General features: G+C 69.0%; 13 protein-coding genes and 1 riboswitch. Of the genes, 3 read left to right on the top strand and 10 right to left on the bottom strand.

What is annotated here, in order from left to right:
• Positions 1-5 precede the first annotated feature (5 nt).
• Together glyS and glyQ are read right to left on the bottom strand one after the other, a co-directional pair.
• A complete protein-coding gene (gene glyS / locus HAV18_RS30505; protein WP_166963523.1) occupies positions 6-2,105 on the bottom strand; it encodes a glycine--tRNA ligase subunit beta in 2,100 nt (699 codons plus the stop codon).
• 22 nt (positions 2,106-2,127) lie between these two features.
• Complete coding sequence (glyQ, locus tag HAV18_RS30500) at positions 2,128-3,132, bottom strand: glycine--tRNA ligase subunit alpha (protein WP_166963521.1); 1,005 nt, start codon at positions 3,130-3,132, stop codon at positions 2,128-2,130.
• A 321-nt stretch (positions 3,133-3,453) separates the two neighbouring features.
• Between glyQ and HAV18_RS30495 the strand changes: the two genes are divergently transcribed.
• The gene (locus HAV18_RS30495) at positions 3,454-5,118 is read left to right on the top strand and encodes a hypothetical protein (RefSeq protein WP_166963513.1); all 1,665 of its coding nucleotides are present in this window, start codon (positions 3,454-3,456) and stop codon (positions 5,116-5,118) included.
• An 87-nt stretch (positions 5,119-5,205) separates the two neighbouring features.
• Here the strand turns inward: HAV18_RS30495 and lnt are convergent, their stop codons facing one another.
• The 8 genes from lnt to HAV18_RS30455 all read right to left on the bottom strand — a co-directional run bounded on the left by lnt (position 5,206) and on the right by HAV18_RS30455 (position 13,508).
• Positions 5,206-6,906: an apolipoprotein N-acyltransferase gene (gene lnt / locus HAV18_RS30490; protein WP_166963512.1), complete on the bottom strand. Its 1,701-nt coding sequence runs from the start codon at positions 6,904-6,906 to the stop codon at positions 5,206-5,208.
• A gap of 52 nt (positions 6,907-6,958) precedes the next feature.
• The gene (locus HAV18_RS30485; protein WP_021160150.1) at positions 6,959-7,846 is read right to left on the bottom strand and encodes an HlyC/CorC family transporter; all 888 of its coding nucleotides are present in this window, start codon (positions 7,844-7,846) and stop codon (positions 6,959-6,961) included.
• Positions 7,847-8,151: 305 nt separating this feature from the next.
• A complete protein-coding gene (locus HAV18_RS30480; protein WP_166963510.1) occupies positions 8,152-8,301 on the bottom strand; it encodes a hypothetical protein in 150 nt (49 codons plus the stop codon).
• Between the two features lie 70 nt (positions 8,302-8,371).
• Positions 8,372-9,004, bottom strand: a complete 633-nt coding sequence (locus HAV18_RS30475; RefSeq protein WP_166963509.1) for a gamma-glutamylcyclotransferase — start codon at positions 9,002-9,004, stop codon at positions 8,372-8,374.
• 12 nt (positions 9,005-9,016) lie between these two features.
• Positions 9,017-9,793, bottom strand: coding sequence for an rRNA maturation RNase YbeY (gene ybeY, locus HAV18_RS30470; protein ID WP_166963507.1), 777 nt, complete (start codon positions 9,791-9,793; stop codon positions 9,017-9,019).
• A 121-nt stretch (positions 9,794-9,914) separates the two neighbouring features.
• Entirely contained in the window at positions 9,915-10,961 is a 1,047-nt protein-coding gene (locus tag HAV18_RS30465; RefSeq protein WP_166963506.1) for a PhoH family protein, read from the bottom strand.
• A gap of 25 nt (positions 10,962-10,986) precedes the next feature.
• Entirely contained in the window at positions 10,987-12,360 is a 1,374-nt protein-coding gene (gene miaB, locus HAV18_RS30460) for a tRNA (N6-isopentenyl adenosine(37)-C2)-methylthiotransferase MiaB (protein WP_166963505.1), read from the bottom strand.
• A 215-nt stretch (positions 12,361-12,575) separates the two neighbouring features.
• Positions 12,576-13,508 (bottom strand): LysR family transcriptional regulator, encoded by a 933-nt coding sequence (locus HAV18_RS30455; RefSeq protein ID WP_166963503.1) that lies wholly within the window; start codon positions 13,506-13,508, stop codon positions 12,576-12,578.
• 144 nt (positions 13,509-13,652) lie between these two features.
• Here HAV18_RS30455 and HAV18_RS30450 point away from each other — a divergent pair, with 144 nt between their 5' ends.
• Together HAV18_RS30450 and HAV18_RS30445 are read left to right on the top strand one after the other, a co-directional pair.
• The gene (locus HAV18_RS30450) at positions 13,653-14,828 is read left to right on the top strand and encodes an MFS transporter (protein WP_166963502.1); all 1,176 of its coding nucleotides are present in this window, start codon (positions 13,653-13,655) and stop codon (positions 14,826-14,828) included.
• 205 nt (positions 14,829-15,033) lie between these two features.
• The gene (locus HAV18_RS30445; protein ID WP_166963501.1) at positions 15,034-15,735 is read left to right on the top strand and encodes a helix-turn-helix domain-containing protein; all 702 of its coding nucleotides are present in this window, start codon (positions 15,034-15,036) and stop codon (positions 15,733-15,735) included.
• 187 nt (positions 15,736-15,922) lie between these two features.
• Positions 15,923-16,071, top strand: a riboswitch (FMN riboswitch).

The raw sequence follows: 16,071 nt of genomic DNA, 5'->3' as shown, positions 1-16,071 counted from the left end.
GGCCCTTATGCGGCGAGCTTCGAGATGTCGGCGACGCAGTTCATCTGCTGGTGCAGCGCGGACAGCAGCGCGAGACGGTTCGCGCGCAGTGCCGGATCTTCCGCGTTGACCATCACGTCGTTGAAGAACGTGTCGACCGGTGCGCGCAGTGCGGCGAGCGCCGACAGCGCACCCGTGTACGCACGCGCTTCGAGCTGCGACTGCACGTGCGGCGTCACGGCCGTGAGCTGTTCGTGCAGCGCCTTCTCGGCGGCTTCGACGAGCAGCGCCGGCTGCACCGTGCCGTTCGCGCCGCCTTCCGACTTCTTCAGGATGTTCGAGATCCGCTTGTTCGCGGCCGCGAGCGCTTCGGCTTCCGCGAGGCGCGTGAATTCGCGCACCGCGTCGAGGCGCGCGACGAGATCGTCGACGCGCGTCGGGTTCAGGCTCAGCACCGCATCGATTTCGCCGGCCGAATAGCCGCGCTCGCGCAGCAGGCCGCGCAGGCGATCCATGAAGAACGCGAAGATCGCATCGGTCGACTCGGCGACGCCCGGCACGCCCTCGAAGCGCGCGTGGGCCGTGCGCAGCAGCGATACGAGATCGACCGGCAACTGCTTCTCGAGCAGCAGGCGCAGCACGCCGAGTGCGTGGCGGCGCAGCGCGAACGGATCCTTCTCGCCGGTCGGCGCGAGGCCGATGCCCCAGATGCCGACGATCGTTTCGAGCTTGTCGGCGAGCGCGACGGCGGTCGACACGGGCGTGGTCGGCAGCGCGTCGCCCGAGAAGCGCGGCTGGTAGTGCTCGGCGCAGGCGAGCGCGACGTCGTCGGCTTCGCCGTCGTGGCGCGCGTAGTACGTGCCCATCGTGCCCTGCAGTTCCGGGAACTCGCCGACCATGTCGGTCAGCAGGTCGGCCTTCGCGAGGCGCGCGGCGCGCTTCGCGAGCGCGGCATCGGCGCCGATCGCGGGCGCGATCTCGCCGGCCAGCGCCTCGAGGCGCTCGACGCGCGCGAGCGCCGAACCGAGCTTGTTGTGATACACGACGTTCGCGAGCTGCGGCACGCGGTCGGCGAGCGGCTTCTTCTTGTCCTGCTCGAAGAAGAACTTCGCATCGGCGAGGCGCGGGCGCACGACGCGCTCGTTGCCTTCGATGATCTCGCCCGGCGTCTTCGTCTCGATGTTCGACACGATCAGGAAGCGCGAGCGCAGCTTGCCGGCGACGTCGGTCAGCGCGAAATACTTCTGGTTCGTCTGCATCGTGAGGATCAGGCATTCCTGCGGAACCTGCAGGAATTCGTCCTCGAAGCGGCACGGGTAGACGACCGGCCATTCGACCAGCGACGTCACTTCGTCGAGCAGCGCTTCGGGCATCACGACGGTATCGCCGTTCGCGTGTTCGTTCAGCTGCGTGCGGATCGTTTCACGGCGATCGACGAAATGCGCGATCACGCGGCCCTTGTCGCGCAGCGTGTCGGCGTATGCACGCGCATGCTGGATCGCGACGAGGCCGTCGGACAGGAAGCGGTGGCCGAGCGTCGTGTCGCCGGCGTCGACGCCGAATGCGGTGACGGGGACGATGCGATCGTCGTGCAGCACCGTCAGGCGATGCACCGGGCGCACGAACTTCACGTCGGAGCCGTCCGGGCGCTGGTAGGTCATCACCTTCGGGATCGGCAGCTTCTCGAGCGTTTCGTCGAGCGCGGCCTGCAGGCCGTCGGCGAGCGTCGCACCGGCTGCCGAATAGTTGATGAAGAACGCTTCGGCCTTGCCGTCCTGCGCGCGCTCGAGATCGGCGATCGACAGGTTCGGGTGGCCGAGCGCCGCGAGCTTCTTCGCGAGCGGAGCCGTCGGCTTGCCTTCCGCGTCGAGCGCGACCGATATGGGCAGGACCTTTTCGCGGACCTGTTTTTCAGGTGCGACGGCGCGCACGTTCTGCACGACGACAGCGAGGCGGCGCGGCGTGGCGTAGCGTTCGAACACGAGTTCGCCTTCGACGAGGTCGCGTGCCGCGAGGCGTTGCGCGAGGCCTTCGGCGAATGCGTCGCCGAGGCGCGCGAGGGCCTTCGGCGGCAGCTCTTCGGTCAGCAGTTCGACGAGCAGGGGGGCGGGATGATTGTGCGTCATGATTGGAATGAATCTCGTCTCGTCAGTCCTGATCGATCTTGCGTTCGACCTTGAGCGGCGGCGCCCATGCCGGTTGTGCGGCGTCCTGGGCGTCGGTGGTGAGGCCCGGCACGCCCGGCGGGTTGCCGAGCATCGGGAAGCCGAGCTTCTCGCGCGAGTCGTAGTAAGCCTGTGCGACGAGACGCGACAGCGCGCGGATGCGGCCGATGTACGCCGCGCGTTCGGTGACCGAGATCGCGCCGCGCGCATCGAGCAGGTTGAACGTGTGGCCGGCCTTGAGCACGAGTTCGTACGCGGGCAGCGCAAGCTGCGCGTCGATCATCTTCTTCGCTTCCGCTTCGTAGCTGTTGAAGAACGTGAACAGCAGGTCGACGTTCGCGTGCTCGAAGTTGTAGGTCGACTGCTCGACCTCGTTCTGGTGATAGACGTCGCCATACGACAGGCGGCGCAGCTCGGGGCCGTTCGGGCCTTGCTCTTCCCACTCCGTCCACACGAGGTCGTACACGTTCTCGACCTTCTGCAGGTACATCGCGAGGCGCTCGAGGCCGTACGTGATCTCGCCGAGCACCGGCTTGCAGTCGAGGCCGCCGACCTGCTGGAAATACGTGAACTGCGTGACTTCCATCCCGTTCAGCCACACTTCCCAGCCGAGGCCCCACGCGCCGAGCGTCGGGTTTTCCCAGTCGTCCTCGACGAAGCGCACGTCGTTCTGCTGCAGGTCGAAGCCGAGCGCCGCGAGCGAGCCGAGATACAGGTCGAGGATGTTTTCCGGTGCCGGCTTGAGCACGACCTGGTACTGGTAGTAGTGCTGCAGGCGGTTCGGGTTCTCGCCGTAGCGGCCGTCCTTCGGGCGGCGCGACGGCTGCACGTACGCGGCGCGCCACGGCTCGGGGCCGATCGCGCGCAGGAACGTGTGGACGTGCGACGTGCCTGCGCCGACTTCCATGTCGATGGGCTGGAGCAGGGCGCAACCCTGCTTGTCCCAGTAGGACTGCAGCGTCAGGATGATTTGCTGAAACGTAAGCATGAAGAGCCTTCGTGGCGCTGGCGCTCCGTTGCGGGCGGCGCTCCGGGCGGGGCCCGGAGGGTCGGCTCGCGCGGCGGCGCGGCTTGTTAGTGTGCTGAAACGCGTAATTTTACCGGATCGGCGAGCGGATGCGGCCGGAACGCGGGCAGGCGCACCGTCGGCCCCGTCCGAGTGGCCTGCGCGGGCGTGGCCGGCGCGCGCCCGGCGGCCGCGCGCGGGATGTCGCGACGCGCGTGCCGCACGGCTTCGCACGGGCGTTAAGATGCGCGTATTGCGGTGCGCGCGACGCGTGCCGCGCCACCGCTTGCCGATCCCGACCGCATGGACGATCCGACCGACATCCTCATTCCGCTGCTCCCGCCCTTCCTCGCGCTGCTCGGGGAGGCCGCCGATACGCGGGCGCGCGGCGAGCGCGCCGCGCACGATCTGTGGCTTGCCGCCGCCGCGCACCTGCATGCGGTCGACGCCGATGCGCTCGCGCAGCTCACCGGCGCGCTCGTCGCGCGGCAGCGCACGGCCGATGCGGTCGCGCTCGCCGAATGCGCGGCGCGCGTGCAGCCGGGCGCGACCGCGTATTTCAATCACGGCTACGCGCTGCAGATGGCGGGTCGTCACGCGGACGCCGTGGCGCCGTATCGCGCGGCGCTGGCGCTCGATGCCGGGCGGCCGTCGCTGCGCAACAACCTCGCGATCGCGCTGCGGCTGTCGGGCAGCGACCGCGCGGAGGAGATCGCGCTGCTCGACGCAGCAGTGCGCGCCGATCCGCGCGACGTGCAGGCATGGATCAACCTCGTCGTCGCGCGGCTCGCGACGCACGACCTGGACGGCGCGCTCGCGTGCACCGCGCGGCTCGTCGAGCTCGCGCCCGACAACGCGCTCGCGATGAACAACGTCGCGATGGCGATGAAGGAGGCGCAGCGCTGGGACGACGCCGAGCGTTTCGCGGCGCGCGCGTGCGAGCTGGCGCCCGACGACGCGTCCTACCGTTTCAACCTGGCGATCATCCAGCTCGTGCGCGGCAACTACGCGGCCGGCTGGCGCGGCCACGAGGCGCGCTGGGACGGTGCGGGCGAGTTGCGCGGCCGCCGCCCGGTGCTGCCGGGCCCGCGCTGGCAGGGCGAGCCGCTCGCCGGCAAGACGCTGCTCGTGTGGGGCGAGCAGGGGCTCGGCGACGTGCTGCAGTTCTGCCGCTTCGTCGCGCCGCTCGCCGAGCGCGTGCGTCGCGAAGGCGGCCGGCTCGTATGGAATACGTTCCCGCAGGTGGGCACGCTGATGCAGCGCAGCCTCGGCGCGCATGTGGATGCGTTCAGCGCGGGCGGCGGCGTCGACGTGCTGCCTGCCTTCGATTTCGAAGTACCGCTGATTGGCCTGCCGCTGATGCTCGGCATGGAGAACGACACGCTCGCGTCGTCGGTGCCGTATTTGCGTGCCGATCCGCCCGCGCGCGACGCGTGGCGCGCGCTGCTTGCGGGCGACAGCCGGCTGAAGGTCGGGCTCGTGTGGACGGGCAGTGCGGGGCACCAGCGCAATCCGTTCCGGCGCGTCGGGCTCGAGCGCTATGCCGATGCGTTCCGCGGGATCGACGGCGTCGCGTTTCATTCGCTGCAGCCGGGTGCGCAGGCGGAGGTCGCGGCGGCGCGCGCGGCCGGCTTCGCGATCGAGGATTTCACCGCGGAACTGACGAGCTTCGACGATACGGCCGCGTTCATCGGCGCACTGGATCTCGTGATCACCGTGTGCACGTCGGTCGCGCACCTGGCGGGCGCGCTCGGCGCGCGCACCTGGGTGCTGCTCGACGTGAATCCGCACTGGCCGTGGTTGCTCGAACGCAAGGACAGCCCGTGGTACCCGAGCGCCACGCTGTACCGGCAACCGGCGTTCGGTGCGTGGGAGCCGGTGATGGAGGACGTGAGCCGCGACCTGCGGCGCCTGGCCGCGCAGCCGGTTCAGTCGGTTCAATCGGCGGAGTCGGTCCGGCAGGACTGAGCGGCCTGAGCGGCCGGCCGGTTGGCGGTCAAGGGCCGCTGCATGCGGCGGCGGCCGCCACGCACTGCGCAGCGGCGGCCTGTTGCGTCATTTCGGCGGGGCGTCGCCGTTGTTCCTGCTGTTGTTCCGGCCATTGCGCCGGCGCAGCCCGGGGCCGAACGTGAAGCCGAACGCGAGCAGCACGAACGACACCGCGAGCACGATGTTGTTGCCGCTCGTCACGTAAGGCGTGAAGCCGCTCGTGCCTTCGATCCGCACGTCGAGCGAGCCGATCGTGAACGGCTTCAGCTGGCCGAGCACGCGGCCGTGCGCATCGATCGCGGCCGTCATCCCCGTGTTGGTCGAGCGCAGCATCGGCCGGCCCGTTTCGAGCGAGCGCATCCGCGCGATCTGCAGGTGCTGGTCGAGCGCGATCGTGTCGCCGAACCACGCGAGGTTCGTCACGTTGACGAGCACGCCCGGCGGCTGCGGGTTGTCGCGGATCGTCGCGGCGATTTCCTCGCCGAACAAGTCCTCGTAGCAGATGTCGGCCATCACGGGCTGGTTGTGCACGAGGAACGGTTTCTGCACCGGCGCGCCGCGCGCGAAGTCGCCGAGCGGCATCTTCATCAGGTCGACGAACCACCGGAAGCCCCACGGGATGAATTCGCCGAAGGGCACGAGGTGGTGCTTGTCGTAGTGATAGATGTCGCGCGAATTCGGCGTCACGCCGTACAGGCTGTTCGTATAGTCGACGTAGTGGCCGTCCTCGGTCACCGATGCACCGACCGCGCCGAACAGCACGGCCGAGCCCGTCGTGTCGCTGAACTTGCGGATCGCGACGGCGAACGGCTCGGGCAACTCCTGGATCATCACCGCGATCGCGGTTTCGGGCGTGACGATCAGGTCGGCCGGCTTCTCGACGATCATCTGCGTGTACATCTTGATCGCCGCGTCGATGCCCGCTTCCTCGAACTTGATGTCCTGCTTCACGTTGCCCTGCAGCAGCCGCACGGTGAGCGGCGCGTTCGCGGGCACGGTCCACGTGACCTGCGACAGCCCGAGACCGGCCGCGATCAGCGCGACCGCGATGCCGGCGGGCGCGGCGATGCGCACGCGCGCATTGCCGGCACGGGGTTCGGCGAGCGGCGACGGCCGGGCGGCGGCGAGCGCCTGCACGACGAGCGCGGCGAACAAGGCGAGCACCCACGCGATCCCGTACACGCCGGCGACCGGTGCGAAGCCCGCGAACGGGCCGTCGACCTGCGGATAGCCGCTTGCGAGCCACGGGAAGCCGGTGAATACGGTGCCGCGCAGCCATTCGCCGAGTGCCCATGCGCTCGCGAACGCGAATGCGCCGTGCCAGGTCGGCGAGAACGGCCGCGGGTCGGGCGTGCGGCGATGCCACGCGTGACCTGCGCAGAACGACCACAGCCCGGCGGAGAACGCCGGGTACAGCGACAGGTATAGCGAGAACAGCACGAGCGCGCCGCCCGCGAGCGGCGCGGCCATCTCGCCGTACACGTGCATGCTGATGTAGAGCCACCAGATGCCGCTGATGAAGTTGCCGAAGCCGAACGCGCCGCCGGTGAGCGCGGCGCTGCGCCAGCTCGCGGTGCGCGTGAGCTGCGCGAAAAACCAGACGAATACGACGAGTTGCAGCCAGCCGCCATGCGGCGTGGGCGCGAAGCTGAGCGTATTGGCCGCGCCGGCGAGCAGCGCGGCCGGGTAGTGCCAGCGCGGCAGCGCGCGGCCGGGTGTCGGCGCGAGAAGACCGCCAGCCGGGCGGGACAGGATCGGATCGTCCATGTGAAGCGAAAGTGGGCGAGCGGTTGTGGAACGCGCGGCTGGCGCGCGACGGTCAGTCCTCGTGCGAGGTTTCGGCGCGACGGCTGGCGAGCGGATTGCGGCGCACCAGCAGCACGTGCACCTGGCGCGCATCGCCGCGCTGGATCTCGAATACGAGGTTGCCGAGCTGCAGCTTCTCGCCGCGATGCGGGACGCGGCCGAAATGATGCGTGATCAGCCCGCCGATCGTATCGACTTCGTCGTCGGGGAAATCGGTGCCGAACGTCTCGTTGAACTGTTCGATCTCGGTGAGCGCGCGCACGCGGTAGCGGCCGTCGGGCCCCGAGATGATGTTGCCGGCTTCCTCGTCGAAATCGTATTCGTCCTCGATGTCGCCGACGATCTGCTCGAGCACGTCCTCGATCGTGATCAGGCCCGCGACGCCGCCGTATTCGTCGACGACGATCGCGAGGTGGTTGCGGTTCACGCGGAAGTCGTGCAGCAGCACGTTCAGGCGCTTCGATTCGGGAATGAACACGGCCGGGCGCAGCATCCCGCGCACGTCGAATTCCTCTTCGGCGTAGAAGCGCAGCAGATCCTTCGCGAGCAGCACGCCAATGACGTTGTCGCGGTTCTCCTCGTACACGGGGTAGCGCGAGTGCGCCTTTTCGAGCACGAACGGGATGAAATCCTCAGGCTTGTCGGCGATGTTGATCGCGTCCATCTGTGCGCGCGGCACCATGATGTCGCGCGCGCACAGGTCGGATACCTGGAACACGCCTTCGATCATCGACAGCGAATCGGCGTCGATCAGGTTGCGTTCGTGGGCGTCCTGGAGGATTTCCAGCAGCTCGCCGCGGGATTCGGGCTCGGGCGAGATGAAGTCGGTCAGGCGCTCGAGCAGCGAGCGCTTTTCTTGCGGTTTGTCGGTTGGCTTACGACTGGGATACGAATCGTTCATGGTGGTGCGCCCGGGTCATGCCGGAGCGCGCTGTCACGGAGTAGGCAAGGATACACCAAGGGCACGACGCGACCGTGTCACACCAGCCGCATGGCCAGGGTGGGCAGCGCGCGCGGGCCCCGCTCGCGGACGGCCGCGCCGGGCGCGGCATCGTCCTCGTGTCCATCCTATCTCAGAAAAGGGCGGCGGGGCAGCGGCGGCAAAAACGGGTGTGGAACGGGAGGGAAACCGTGACGCGGAAAAACGTCCGGCGGAGGCGTTGAGCGGCGGCATTCTGCCGCACGCGGGCTGCGCCCGGTCGCGGTTCAGAACCGCATGCCGGCCGAGCAGCCGCCGCCGGCCGCGCCGTTGGTCGCGGCGCCGCCGCAGCCGAGTATTCCGCAGCCGGACAGCGCGACGCTCGCGGCGACGATCAGCGCGGCAACCTTGCACCGCGACCAGCGTGACGGTTTCATCGGTCTTGCCCTCGTTCGAATGCGCACACGGCGCGGCAGCGCGTGACGGCAAGCCGGGCGCCGTGCCGCGTCACCGGCATCGCGCGAGCAGCCCTTCCAGTGCGCGATCGGGAATGCCGCTCGCGCGCAGCGCGTCGACCGTGCGGCTGACGTAGTCGAGCGTCGTGCCGTAGCGGCCGGCCGCGCAACCGAACACTTCCTTCACGACGGGATCGGACAGCTTGCCCGTATAGGTCGGCGCGTCGCGGCGCATCACGAACGCGAGTGCGTTCACGCGCTCGCCGTTCTCGAGCGAGCACGGCAGCCACGCAGGCCGGTACGAACCCATCGGCATCTCGCGTTTCCACAACGTTTCGAGGTGCGGCTGCGCGGTCGGGCCGGCGAGCCGGAACGCGATGCCCGAGCACGAGCCGCCGCGATCGAGCGCGAGCACGAGGCCCGGGCGTTCGGGCGTGCCGCGGTTCACGCGCGACCACAGGTAGAGCCCGCGATGATAGCCGTGCACCTTGCCGCGCACGGCGGCGACGGTCGGCAGCCCCGGGTTCCAGATCAGCGAGCCATAGCCGAACAGCCAGAGATCCTGCTGGCCGTCCCAGTCGCGCATCGTGTGCGCGAGCGACGCCGCGAGCTCGTCTTCCGTCAGCAGGCGCCCGTCGCCGATCGACGGCGGGTAGGCGGGCGGGAGCGTCGCGGCGTTGCGCATCGTGCGGACGGCTTACTGGTACGGGTTCGGGAAGCCCAGCTTCGCGAGGATGTCGACTTCGAGCGCTTCCATTTCGGCCGCGTCCTCGTCGCTCGTCTCGTGGTCGTAGCCCTGCGCGTGCAGCGCGCCGTGCACCAGCAGGTGCGCGTAATGGGCCGTGAGCGGCTTGCCCTGGTCGTGCGCTTCCTTCTCGACGACCGGGCAGCACAGCACGAGGTCGCCGATCACGGTGCCGTCGGGCGCCGCGTCATACGCGAAGGTCAGCACGTTGGTCGGGTAATCCTTGTGGCGGTAGCCGGCGTTCAGCGTGCGGCCTTCGTCTTCGCCGACGAAGCGTACGGTGAGCTGCGCACTGGCGAACAGCGCCGGTTCGATCCATTCGGCGATCAGCTTGCGCTTGGGCAGCGTCTTGCGCACGTCGCTCGTGATCTCGTCGCCGTACTGCACGGACAGGTCGAGCTCCGGCTCGCGCAGTGCGTCTTCGGTGTCGTCTTCGCGCGGTGCGGGCTCGGCGCCCACGTGCAGCGTCACGCTGTCGTAGTGCTCGGGTTGCAGCGCGAGCTTCGCGCGCATGGCCGGATCGTTGTGTTGCGCGACGATCGCGACGGCTGCTTCCCCGGAACTGCCCGACAGGTCGAACATCAGGCTGCGGCCGTCCGGGAAGTCGATTCGCAGCCCTTGCGCGTTGACGGTGCGGGCCTTGCCCTTCGCGTCGAACAGCGAAAGGCGGGGGGAGGCGGGCGCGGCGGACTGGGCGCGCCCGGACTTGCGGGAACGGGAAGATTTCATGACGCGTGCGGCGATTAGGACGCGTTGAGGATACACCAAACGGCCGATCGCACCCGAATTCACGCAGGCGAAAAAAAGCCCGGCGCGCCGTCTGGCGGGCCGGGCCGGGATGTCGGGCCGGTCAGCCGTCCTGGTGCTGCGCGTGGAATTCGTCGTACGCCTCGACGATGCGCGCGACGAGCGGATGGCGCACGACGTCTGCGCTCGTGAAGCGCGTGAGCGCGATGCCGCGTACGCCGTTGAGCACCTGCTGCGCCTCGACGAGGCCGCTCTTGTGGCCGCGCGGCAGGTCGACCTGGCTCGTGTCGCCGGTCACGACCGCCTTCGAACCGAAGCCGATCCGCGTGAGGAACATCTTCATCTGCTCGGGCGTCGTGTTCTGCGCCTCGTCGAGGATGATGAACGCGTGGTTCAGCGTGCGGCCGCGCATGTACGCGAGCGGCGCGATCTCGATCATCTGGCGTTCGAACATCTTCGCCGTCTTGTCGAAGCCGAGCAGGTCGTACAGCGCGTCGTACAGCGGACGCAGGTACGGGTCGACCTTCTGCGCGAGATCGCCCGGCAGGAAGCCGAGCCGCTCGCCGGCCTCGACGGCCGGGCGCGTCAGCACGATCCGCTTGACCTGGTCGCGCTCGAGCGCGTCGACCGCGCAGGCGACCGCGAGGTAGGTCTTGCCGGTGCCGGCCGGCCCGATGCCGAGCGTCACGTCGTGCGACAGGATCTGCTTCAGGTATTCGCGCTGCGCCGGCGTGCGGCCGCGCAGGTCGGCTCGCCGCGTGTAGAGCTTCGGCGCGGGCTCCTCGTCCGGCTCGCTGGCGTCGAGCTGGACGACGGGGTCGTCGAACGGATGGTCGGGGTCGCCGCGAAAGCGCACGTCGAGCGTGTCCTGGCGGCCGTTGCCGGCCGTGTGGCGCACCTCGACCAGCGCGAGCTGGATGTCGTCGACCGACAGTGCATCGCGTGCGCGGTTGTAGAAGTTCTCGAGCGCGGCGAGCGCGAGCTTGGCGCCGCGCCCGCGGATCGCGATCCGGTGGCCGCGTCGCGACAGCGTGACGTCGAGCGCCTGTTCGATCTGCCGCAGGTTCTCGTCGAGCGGGCCGCAGAGGTTGGCGAGGCGCGCGTTGTCGTCGCGCGGCGCGACGAATTCCAGTGCTTGGGTCGGCTTCAAAGTGGCGTCGGGCTCCGGTGGAACGTCAGTGCGTGGCCGCGCTCGCGTCGTCGCTCACGAGCACGAGCTCGCCGCGCAGCGAATGCGGGTATGCGTGGTTGATCTTCACGTCGATCATCTGGCCGATCAGGCGCGGGTGCGATGCGAGCGGTGCCGGGAAATTCACGACCCGGTTGTTCTCGGTGCGGCCCGCGAGCTCGTTCGGATCCTTGCGCGACGGGCCCTCGACGAGGATCCGCTCGACCTTCCCGACCATCGACTGGCTGATGCGCGCGACGTTTTCCTCGATGGTCGCCTGCAGATGTTGCAGGCGTTTGAGCTTCACCTCGCGCGGCGTGTCGTCGTGCAGGTTCGCGGCCGGCGTGCCCGGGCGCGGGCTGTAGATGAACGAGAAGCTGGTGTCGTAGCTCATCTCGTGCACGAGCGCCATCATCTTGTCGAAATCCTCCTCGGTTTCGCCGGGGAAGCCGACGATCATGTCGGTGGACAGCGACAGGTCCGGGCGGATCGCGCGCAGCTTGCGGATCACCGACTTGTATTCGAGCACCGTGTAGCCGCGCTTCATCGCCATCAGGATGCGGTCGGAGCCGTGCTGGACGGGCAGGTGCAGGTGGCTCACGAGCTTCGGCACTTTCGCGTAGGTGTCGATCAGGCGCTGCGTGAATTCCTTCGGGTGCGACGTCGTGTAGCGGATCCGCTCGATGCCGGGGATGTCGGCGACGTATTCGATCAGCGTCGCGAAATCGGCGATCTCGGTGGAACCGGCCGTCAGCGCGCCACGATACGCGTTCACGTTCTGGCCGAGCAGCGTGACTTCGCGCACGCCCTGGTCGGCGAGGCCGGCCACTTCGGTCAACACGTCGTCGAGCGGGCGCGACACTTCATCGCCGCGCGTGTACGGCACCACGCAGTAGCTGCAGTACTTCGAGCAGCCTTCCATGATCGACACGAACGCGCTCGGCCCCTCGACGCGCGCGGGCGGCAGGTGGTCGAACTTCTCGATTTCGGGGAACGAGATGTCGACCTGCGCGCGGCCGCTCTCGCGGCGCGCGTCGATCATCTGCGGCAGGCGGTGCAGGGTTTGCGGGCCGAACACGAGGTCGACGTACGGCGCGCGCGACACGATCGATGCGCCTTCCTGGCTCGCGACGCAGCCGCCGACGCCGATCAGCAGGCCGGGCTTCGCTTCCTTCAGCTCGCGCACGCGGCCGAGATCGGAGAACACCTTCTCCTGCGCCTTTTCACGCACCGAGCACGTGTTGAACAGGATGATGTCCGCGTCTTCCGGCGTATCGGTCTTTTCGAGGCCTTCGGCCGCATTCAGCACGTCCACCATCTTGTCCGAGTCGTACTCGTTCATCTGGCAGCCGAAGGTCTTTACGTAAACTTTCTTGGTCATGGGGGTTCGCCGTTCGCAGTGGTTGACCTGGGGGCGTCGTCAAGAGTGAATCGGGACGGCCCATGCGCCGCACGCGGGTGGCGCGCAGCCAGCATGAAAAGCCGTCGGGAAAGCCTTCCATTATAGCTTTTCACGCCGCCCGGGACGGGCTGCGGGTTGCGGCCACGCGACGCCGCCTGCCACGTTCCGGCCCCTGAACGGCGGCGCGCCGGCCGTCAGCGGCACGCATTCAGCAGGTCGTCGTGCGCGGCTTCCTCGCGCGCGAAGCGTTCGGCGAGAAAGTCGAGCAGCACGCGCACGCGCGGCGCCATGTAGCGCTTGCCGGGATAGATCGCATGCAGCGGCGCGCTCTGGTGCCGCCAGTCGGGCAGCAGGACCTTGAGCCGCCCGGCGCGGATGTCGTCGGCGACATCCCAGATCGAGTTCAGCACGATGCCGTGGCCGCGCAGTGCCCACTCGCGGGCGAGGCCGCCGTCGTTGGTCTCGAACGCGGTGGCGAGCGGCACCGTGCAGGTCTGCGTGTCGTCGCCGCGCGTGAAGCGCCACGTGTTCATCGGCCCGGACGCCACCGTGATCACGTTGCACGGAAAGCGGGCCAGATCGTGCGGATCGCGCGGCACGCCGTGGCGTTCGACGAACGACGGCGCCGCGCATGGCACGCGCCGGTCCGCGGCGAGCCGGCGGGCGATCAGCGCGCCGTCGGGCGGCGCGGCGAAACGGATCGCGAGGTCGATCTCGTCCTGCCACAGGTTCACCGTCGAGTCGGACGCCGTCAGCGAGAACGTCACGTCCGGGTAGCGGGCGGTGAATTCGTCGAGCCAGTCGAGCAGCCGGCGGCGGCCGAAATCGGACGTCGCCGACAGCCGCACCCGGCCGGCGACGACATTGCGGCCGGCCTGCAGCAGTGCGTTTGCGTCGTCGAGCGCCTGCAACGCCTGCCGGCAGCCGTTCAGGTACAGGCGGCCCTCGTCGGTGAGCCGCAACTGCCGGGTCGAGCGGTCGAACAGCCGGGTGGCGACCGCCGCCTCGAGCTTGGCGAGGCGCGCGCTCGCGGCGGCCGGCGTGAGGTTCAGCTTGCGCCCGGCGGCGGACAGGCTGCCCAGTTCGGCCGCCTCGACGAACAGCCGGATATCGCCCAGTCGATCCATGCGATTTTCCAGAAATATTTGAAAATGGTTCAAACGCCACGCCAATTATCAAATATCGACGTCTTCGGGACAATGCGCACATCCTGCCTTTTGTGCGGTGCGGCACCGACCGGGCGCCGCGCCCGCCGCCTTCCGGAGAACGTCATGCCCCTTCCGTTACTGGCGCTCGCGATCAGCGCCTTCGCCATCGGTACCACCGAGTTCATCATCATGGGCCTGCTGCCCGAAGTGGCGCACGACCTGGCCGTGTCGCTGCCGTCGGCCGGCCTGCTGGTCACGGGCTACGCGCTCGGTGTCGCGGCCGGCGCACCGCTGCTCGCGGTGCTGACGAGCCGCATGCCGCGCAAGGCCGCGCTGCTGCTGCTGATGGCGATCTTCATCGTCGGCAACGTGCTGTGCGCGACCGCGTCCGGCCACGCGATGCTGATGGTCGCGCGCGTCGTCACGTCGTTCGCGCACGGGTCGTTCTTCGGGATCGGCGCGGTGGTCGCCGCGTCGCTCGTGCCGCCCGACAAGCGCGCGAGCGCGATCGCGCTGATGTTCACGGGGCTCACACTGTCGAATGTGCTCGGCGTGCCGTTCGGCACGTTCGTCGGGCAGTTGCTCGGCTGGCGTGCGTCGTTCTGGATCGTCGCCGCGCTCGGCGTGCTGGCGCTCGGCGGCGTCGCCGCGCTCGTGCCGAACCGCCACGACGGCGGGCCGGTCGGCCTCGGTCACGAAGTACGGGTGCTGAAGGAGCCGCAGGTGTGGCTCGCGCTGTTGATGACCGTGCTCGGCTTCGGCGGCGTGTTCGTCGTGTTCACGTACATCGCGCCGATTCTCGAGACCGTGTCGGGTTTCTCGCCGCGCTCGGTCGCGCTGATCCTCGTGCTGTTCGGCGCAGGGCTGACGATCGGCAACACGCTCGGCGGCAAGTTCGCCGACCGTGCGTTGATGCCGTCGCTGATCGTGATCCTCGTCGCGCTGATGGCCGTGATGGCCGTGTTCGCGAAGACGAGCCACCTGCCGGTCGCGGCCGCCGTCACCGTGTTCGTGTGGGGGATCGCCGCGTTCGCGACGGTGCCTCCGCTGCAGGCGCGCATGGTCGAGAAGGCCGCGAGTGCGCCGCATCTCGCGTCGACGCTCAATATCGGCGCGTTCAACGTCGGCAATGCGGGCGGCGCGTGGCTCGGCGGTCTTGCGCTGGAACACGGCCTCGCGCTCGATGCGCTGCCGTGGGTCGCCGTCGCGGTGACGTTCGCGGCGCTCGTCGTCACGTGGTTCGCGATGCGGCTCGACGCGCGTGGGCCGGCGCGCGGTGCGGCGCCGGCGGCGCAATGAGCGAGCCCGGCGCGACGCGATAGCGGCAGGAAAGGGGGCGCGAGAAACGCATTCCTCCGCGATGCTGATAACGGTGTGAAGATAACTTCGTTTGCCGGTGCAAGACCGGGTGATAGCGTCTCGATACGCGCCGTTGCTGGCGCAACCCGATTCCGATCCCGGCTTACCCCATCGCAGGGCTGCACAGCGGCCCGGAGGCAATGCTATGTCTTCATCCCTGGCGCTAGTGCGCGACGTGTCTTCCTTCGAGTCCGGCAACGCCGCCGATGCGCGGGCGTCCGCGTCGCTCGACGTTCTCGAGCAGGTCGTCGGCGTGAACCTCGCGCGGTTGCGTGCCGAGCGGCAGTTGTCGCTCGATGCGCTCGCGCGGCTGTCCGGCGTGTCGCGCGCGATGCTCGCGCAGATCGAGTCGGCACGCAGCGTGCCGTCCATCAAGGTGCTCTGCAAGATCGCCGCGGCGCTGAAGGTATCGGTCGCCGCCTTCCTGCGCCGCCATGCGGTGAACGGCTTCGAGCATCTGGCGGCCGAGCGCGCGTCGCGCGTCGTCAGTTCGAATGGCCGCTTCTCGGCGCGCGCGCTTTACCCGGAAGGCGAGCCGGCCGCGGCCGAGTTCCACGAGCTGCGGATCGCACCGCTGCATACGGAGCCCGGCGCACGCCGCGCACCCGGCACGACGGTCAACCTCGTCGTCAGCGAGGGCACGCTGGAGCTCAGCGTGCATGACCGGCGCCAGTTGCTCGCGACCGGCGATGCGATCGTGTTCGATGCCGACCAGCCGTACAGCCTGCGCAACCCGGGCGACAGCGAGGCGCGCGCATTCCGCGTGACGGTGAGCCCCGAAGTGCCGCCGCGCTGGCTCGTGCCCGACGCGGCGCATGCGGCGCACGCAGCGCACGCGGCCGGCTGATCGCACAGGCCGCACGGCGCGGGCGCGTTCCCGTCGCTAGGGCGAGATCGCGGGTTGTTCGTCGGCCGTTTGGACGATGCCGTTAGACGGGGTCGTCAGTAAGGTTTTAAGTGTGGTTCGCTGCGCCGCGCGCGCAGCTGTTGTATGCTTGGCCCGCCGCTGATGGGGTTGTCCCGTCCGGCAATCAGTGCGTCTTCAGGGCGGGGCGAAATTCCCCACCGGCGGTAGGCTGGCGTAAGCCGGCGAGCCCGCGAGCGCCCGCGCATCCGCGCGGGGTCAGCAGATCTGGTCGAATGCCAGAGCCGACGGTCACAGTCCGGATGAGAGAAGATGTGC

This window comes from Burkholderia sp. D-99 (assembly GCF_011605345.1).
In the GTDB taxonomy this organism is placed as follows: domain Bacteria; phylum Pseudomonadota; class Gammaproteobacteria; order Burkholderiales; family Burkholderiaceae; genus Burkholderia.
This window is presented reverse-complemented; position numbering and strand designations above follow the sequence as displayed.

Coding starts and splice junctions, on each gene's coding strand:
- HAV18_RS30495 (WP_166963513.1), top strand. CDS start 3,454: ATGGACGATCCGACCGACATCCTCATTCCGCTGCTCCCGCCCTTCCTC.
- HAV18_RS30480 (WP_166963510.1), bottom strand. CDS start 8,301: ATGAAACCGTCACGCTGGTCGCGGTGCAAGGTTGCCGCGCTGATCGTC.
- glyQ (WP_166963521.1), bottom strand. CDS start 3,132: ATGCTTACGTTTCAGCAAATCATCCTGACGCTGCAGTCCTACTGGGAC.
- lnt (WP_166963512.1), bottom strand. CDS start 6,906: ATGGACGATCCGATCCTGTCCCGCCCGGCTGGCGGTCTTCTCGCGCCG.
- HAV18_RS30455 (WP_166963503.1), bottom strand. CDS start 13,508: ATGGATCGACTGGGCGATATCCGGCTGTTCGTCGAGGCGGCCGAACTG.
- HAV18_RS30475 (WP_166963509.1), bottom strand. CDS start 9,004: ATGCGCAACGCCGCGACGCTCCCGCCCGCCTACCCGCCGTCGATCGGC.
- miaB (WP_166963505.1), bottom strand. CDS start 12,360: ATGACCAAGAAAGTTTACGTAAAGACCTTCGGCTGCCAGATGAACGAG.
- HAV18_RS30450 (WP_166963502.1), top strand. CDS start 13,653: ATGCCCCTTCCGTTACTGGCGCTCGCGATCAGCGCCTTCGCCATCGGT.
- ybeY (WP_166963507.1), bottom strand. CDS start 9,793: ATGAAATCTTCCCGTTCCCGCAAGTCCGGGCGCGCCCAGTCCGCCGCG.
- glyS (WP_166963523.1), bottom strand. CDS start 2,105: ATGACGCACAATCATCCCGCCCCCCTGCTCGTCGAACTGCTGACCGAA.
- HAV18_RS30445 (WP_166963501.1), top strand. CDS start 15,034: ATGTCTTCATCCCTGGCGCTAGTGCGCGACGTGTCTTCCTTCGAGTCC.
- HAV18_RS30485 (WP_021160150.1), bottom strand. CDS start 7,846: ATGAACGATTCGTATCCCAGTCGTAAGCCAACCGACAAACCGCAAGAA.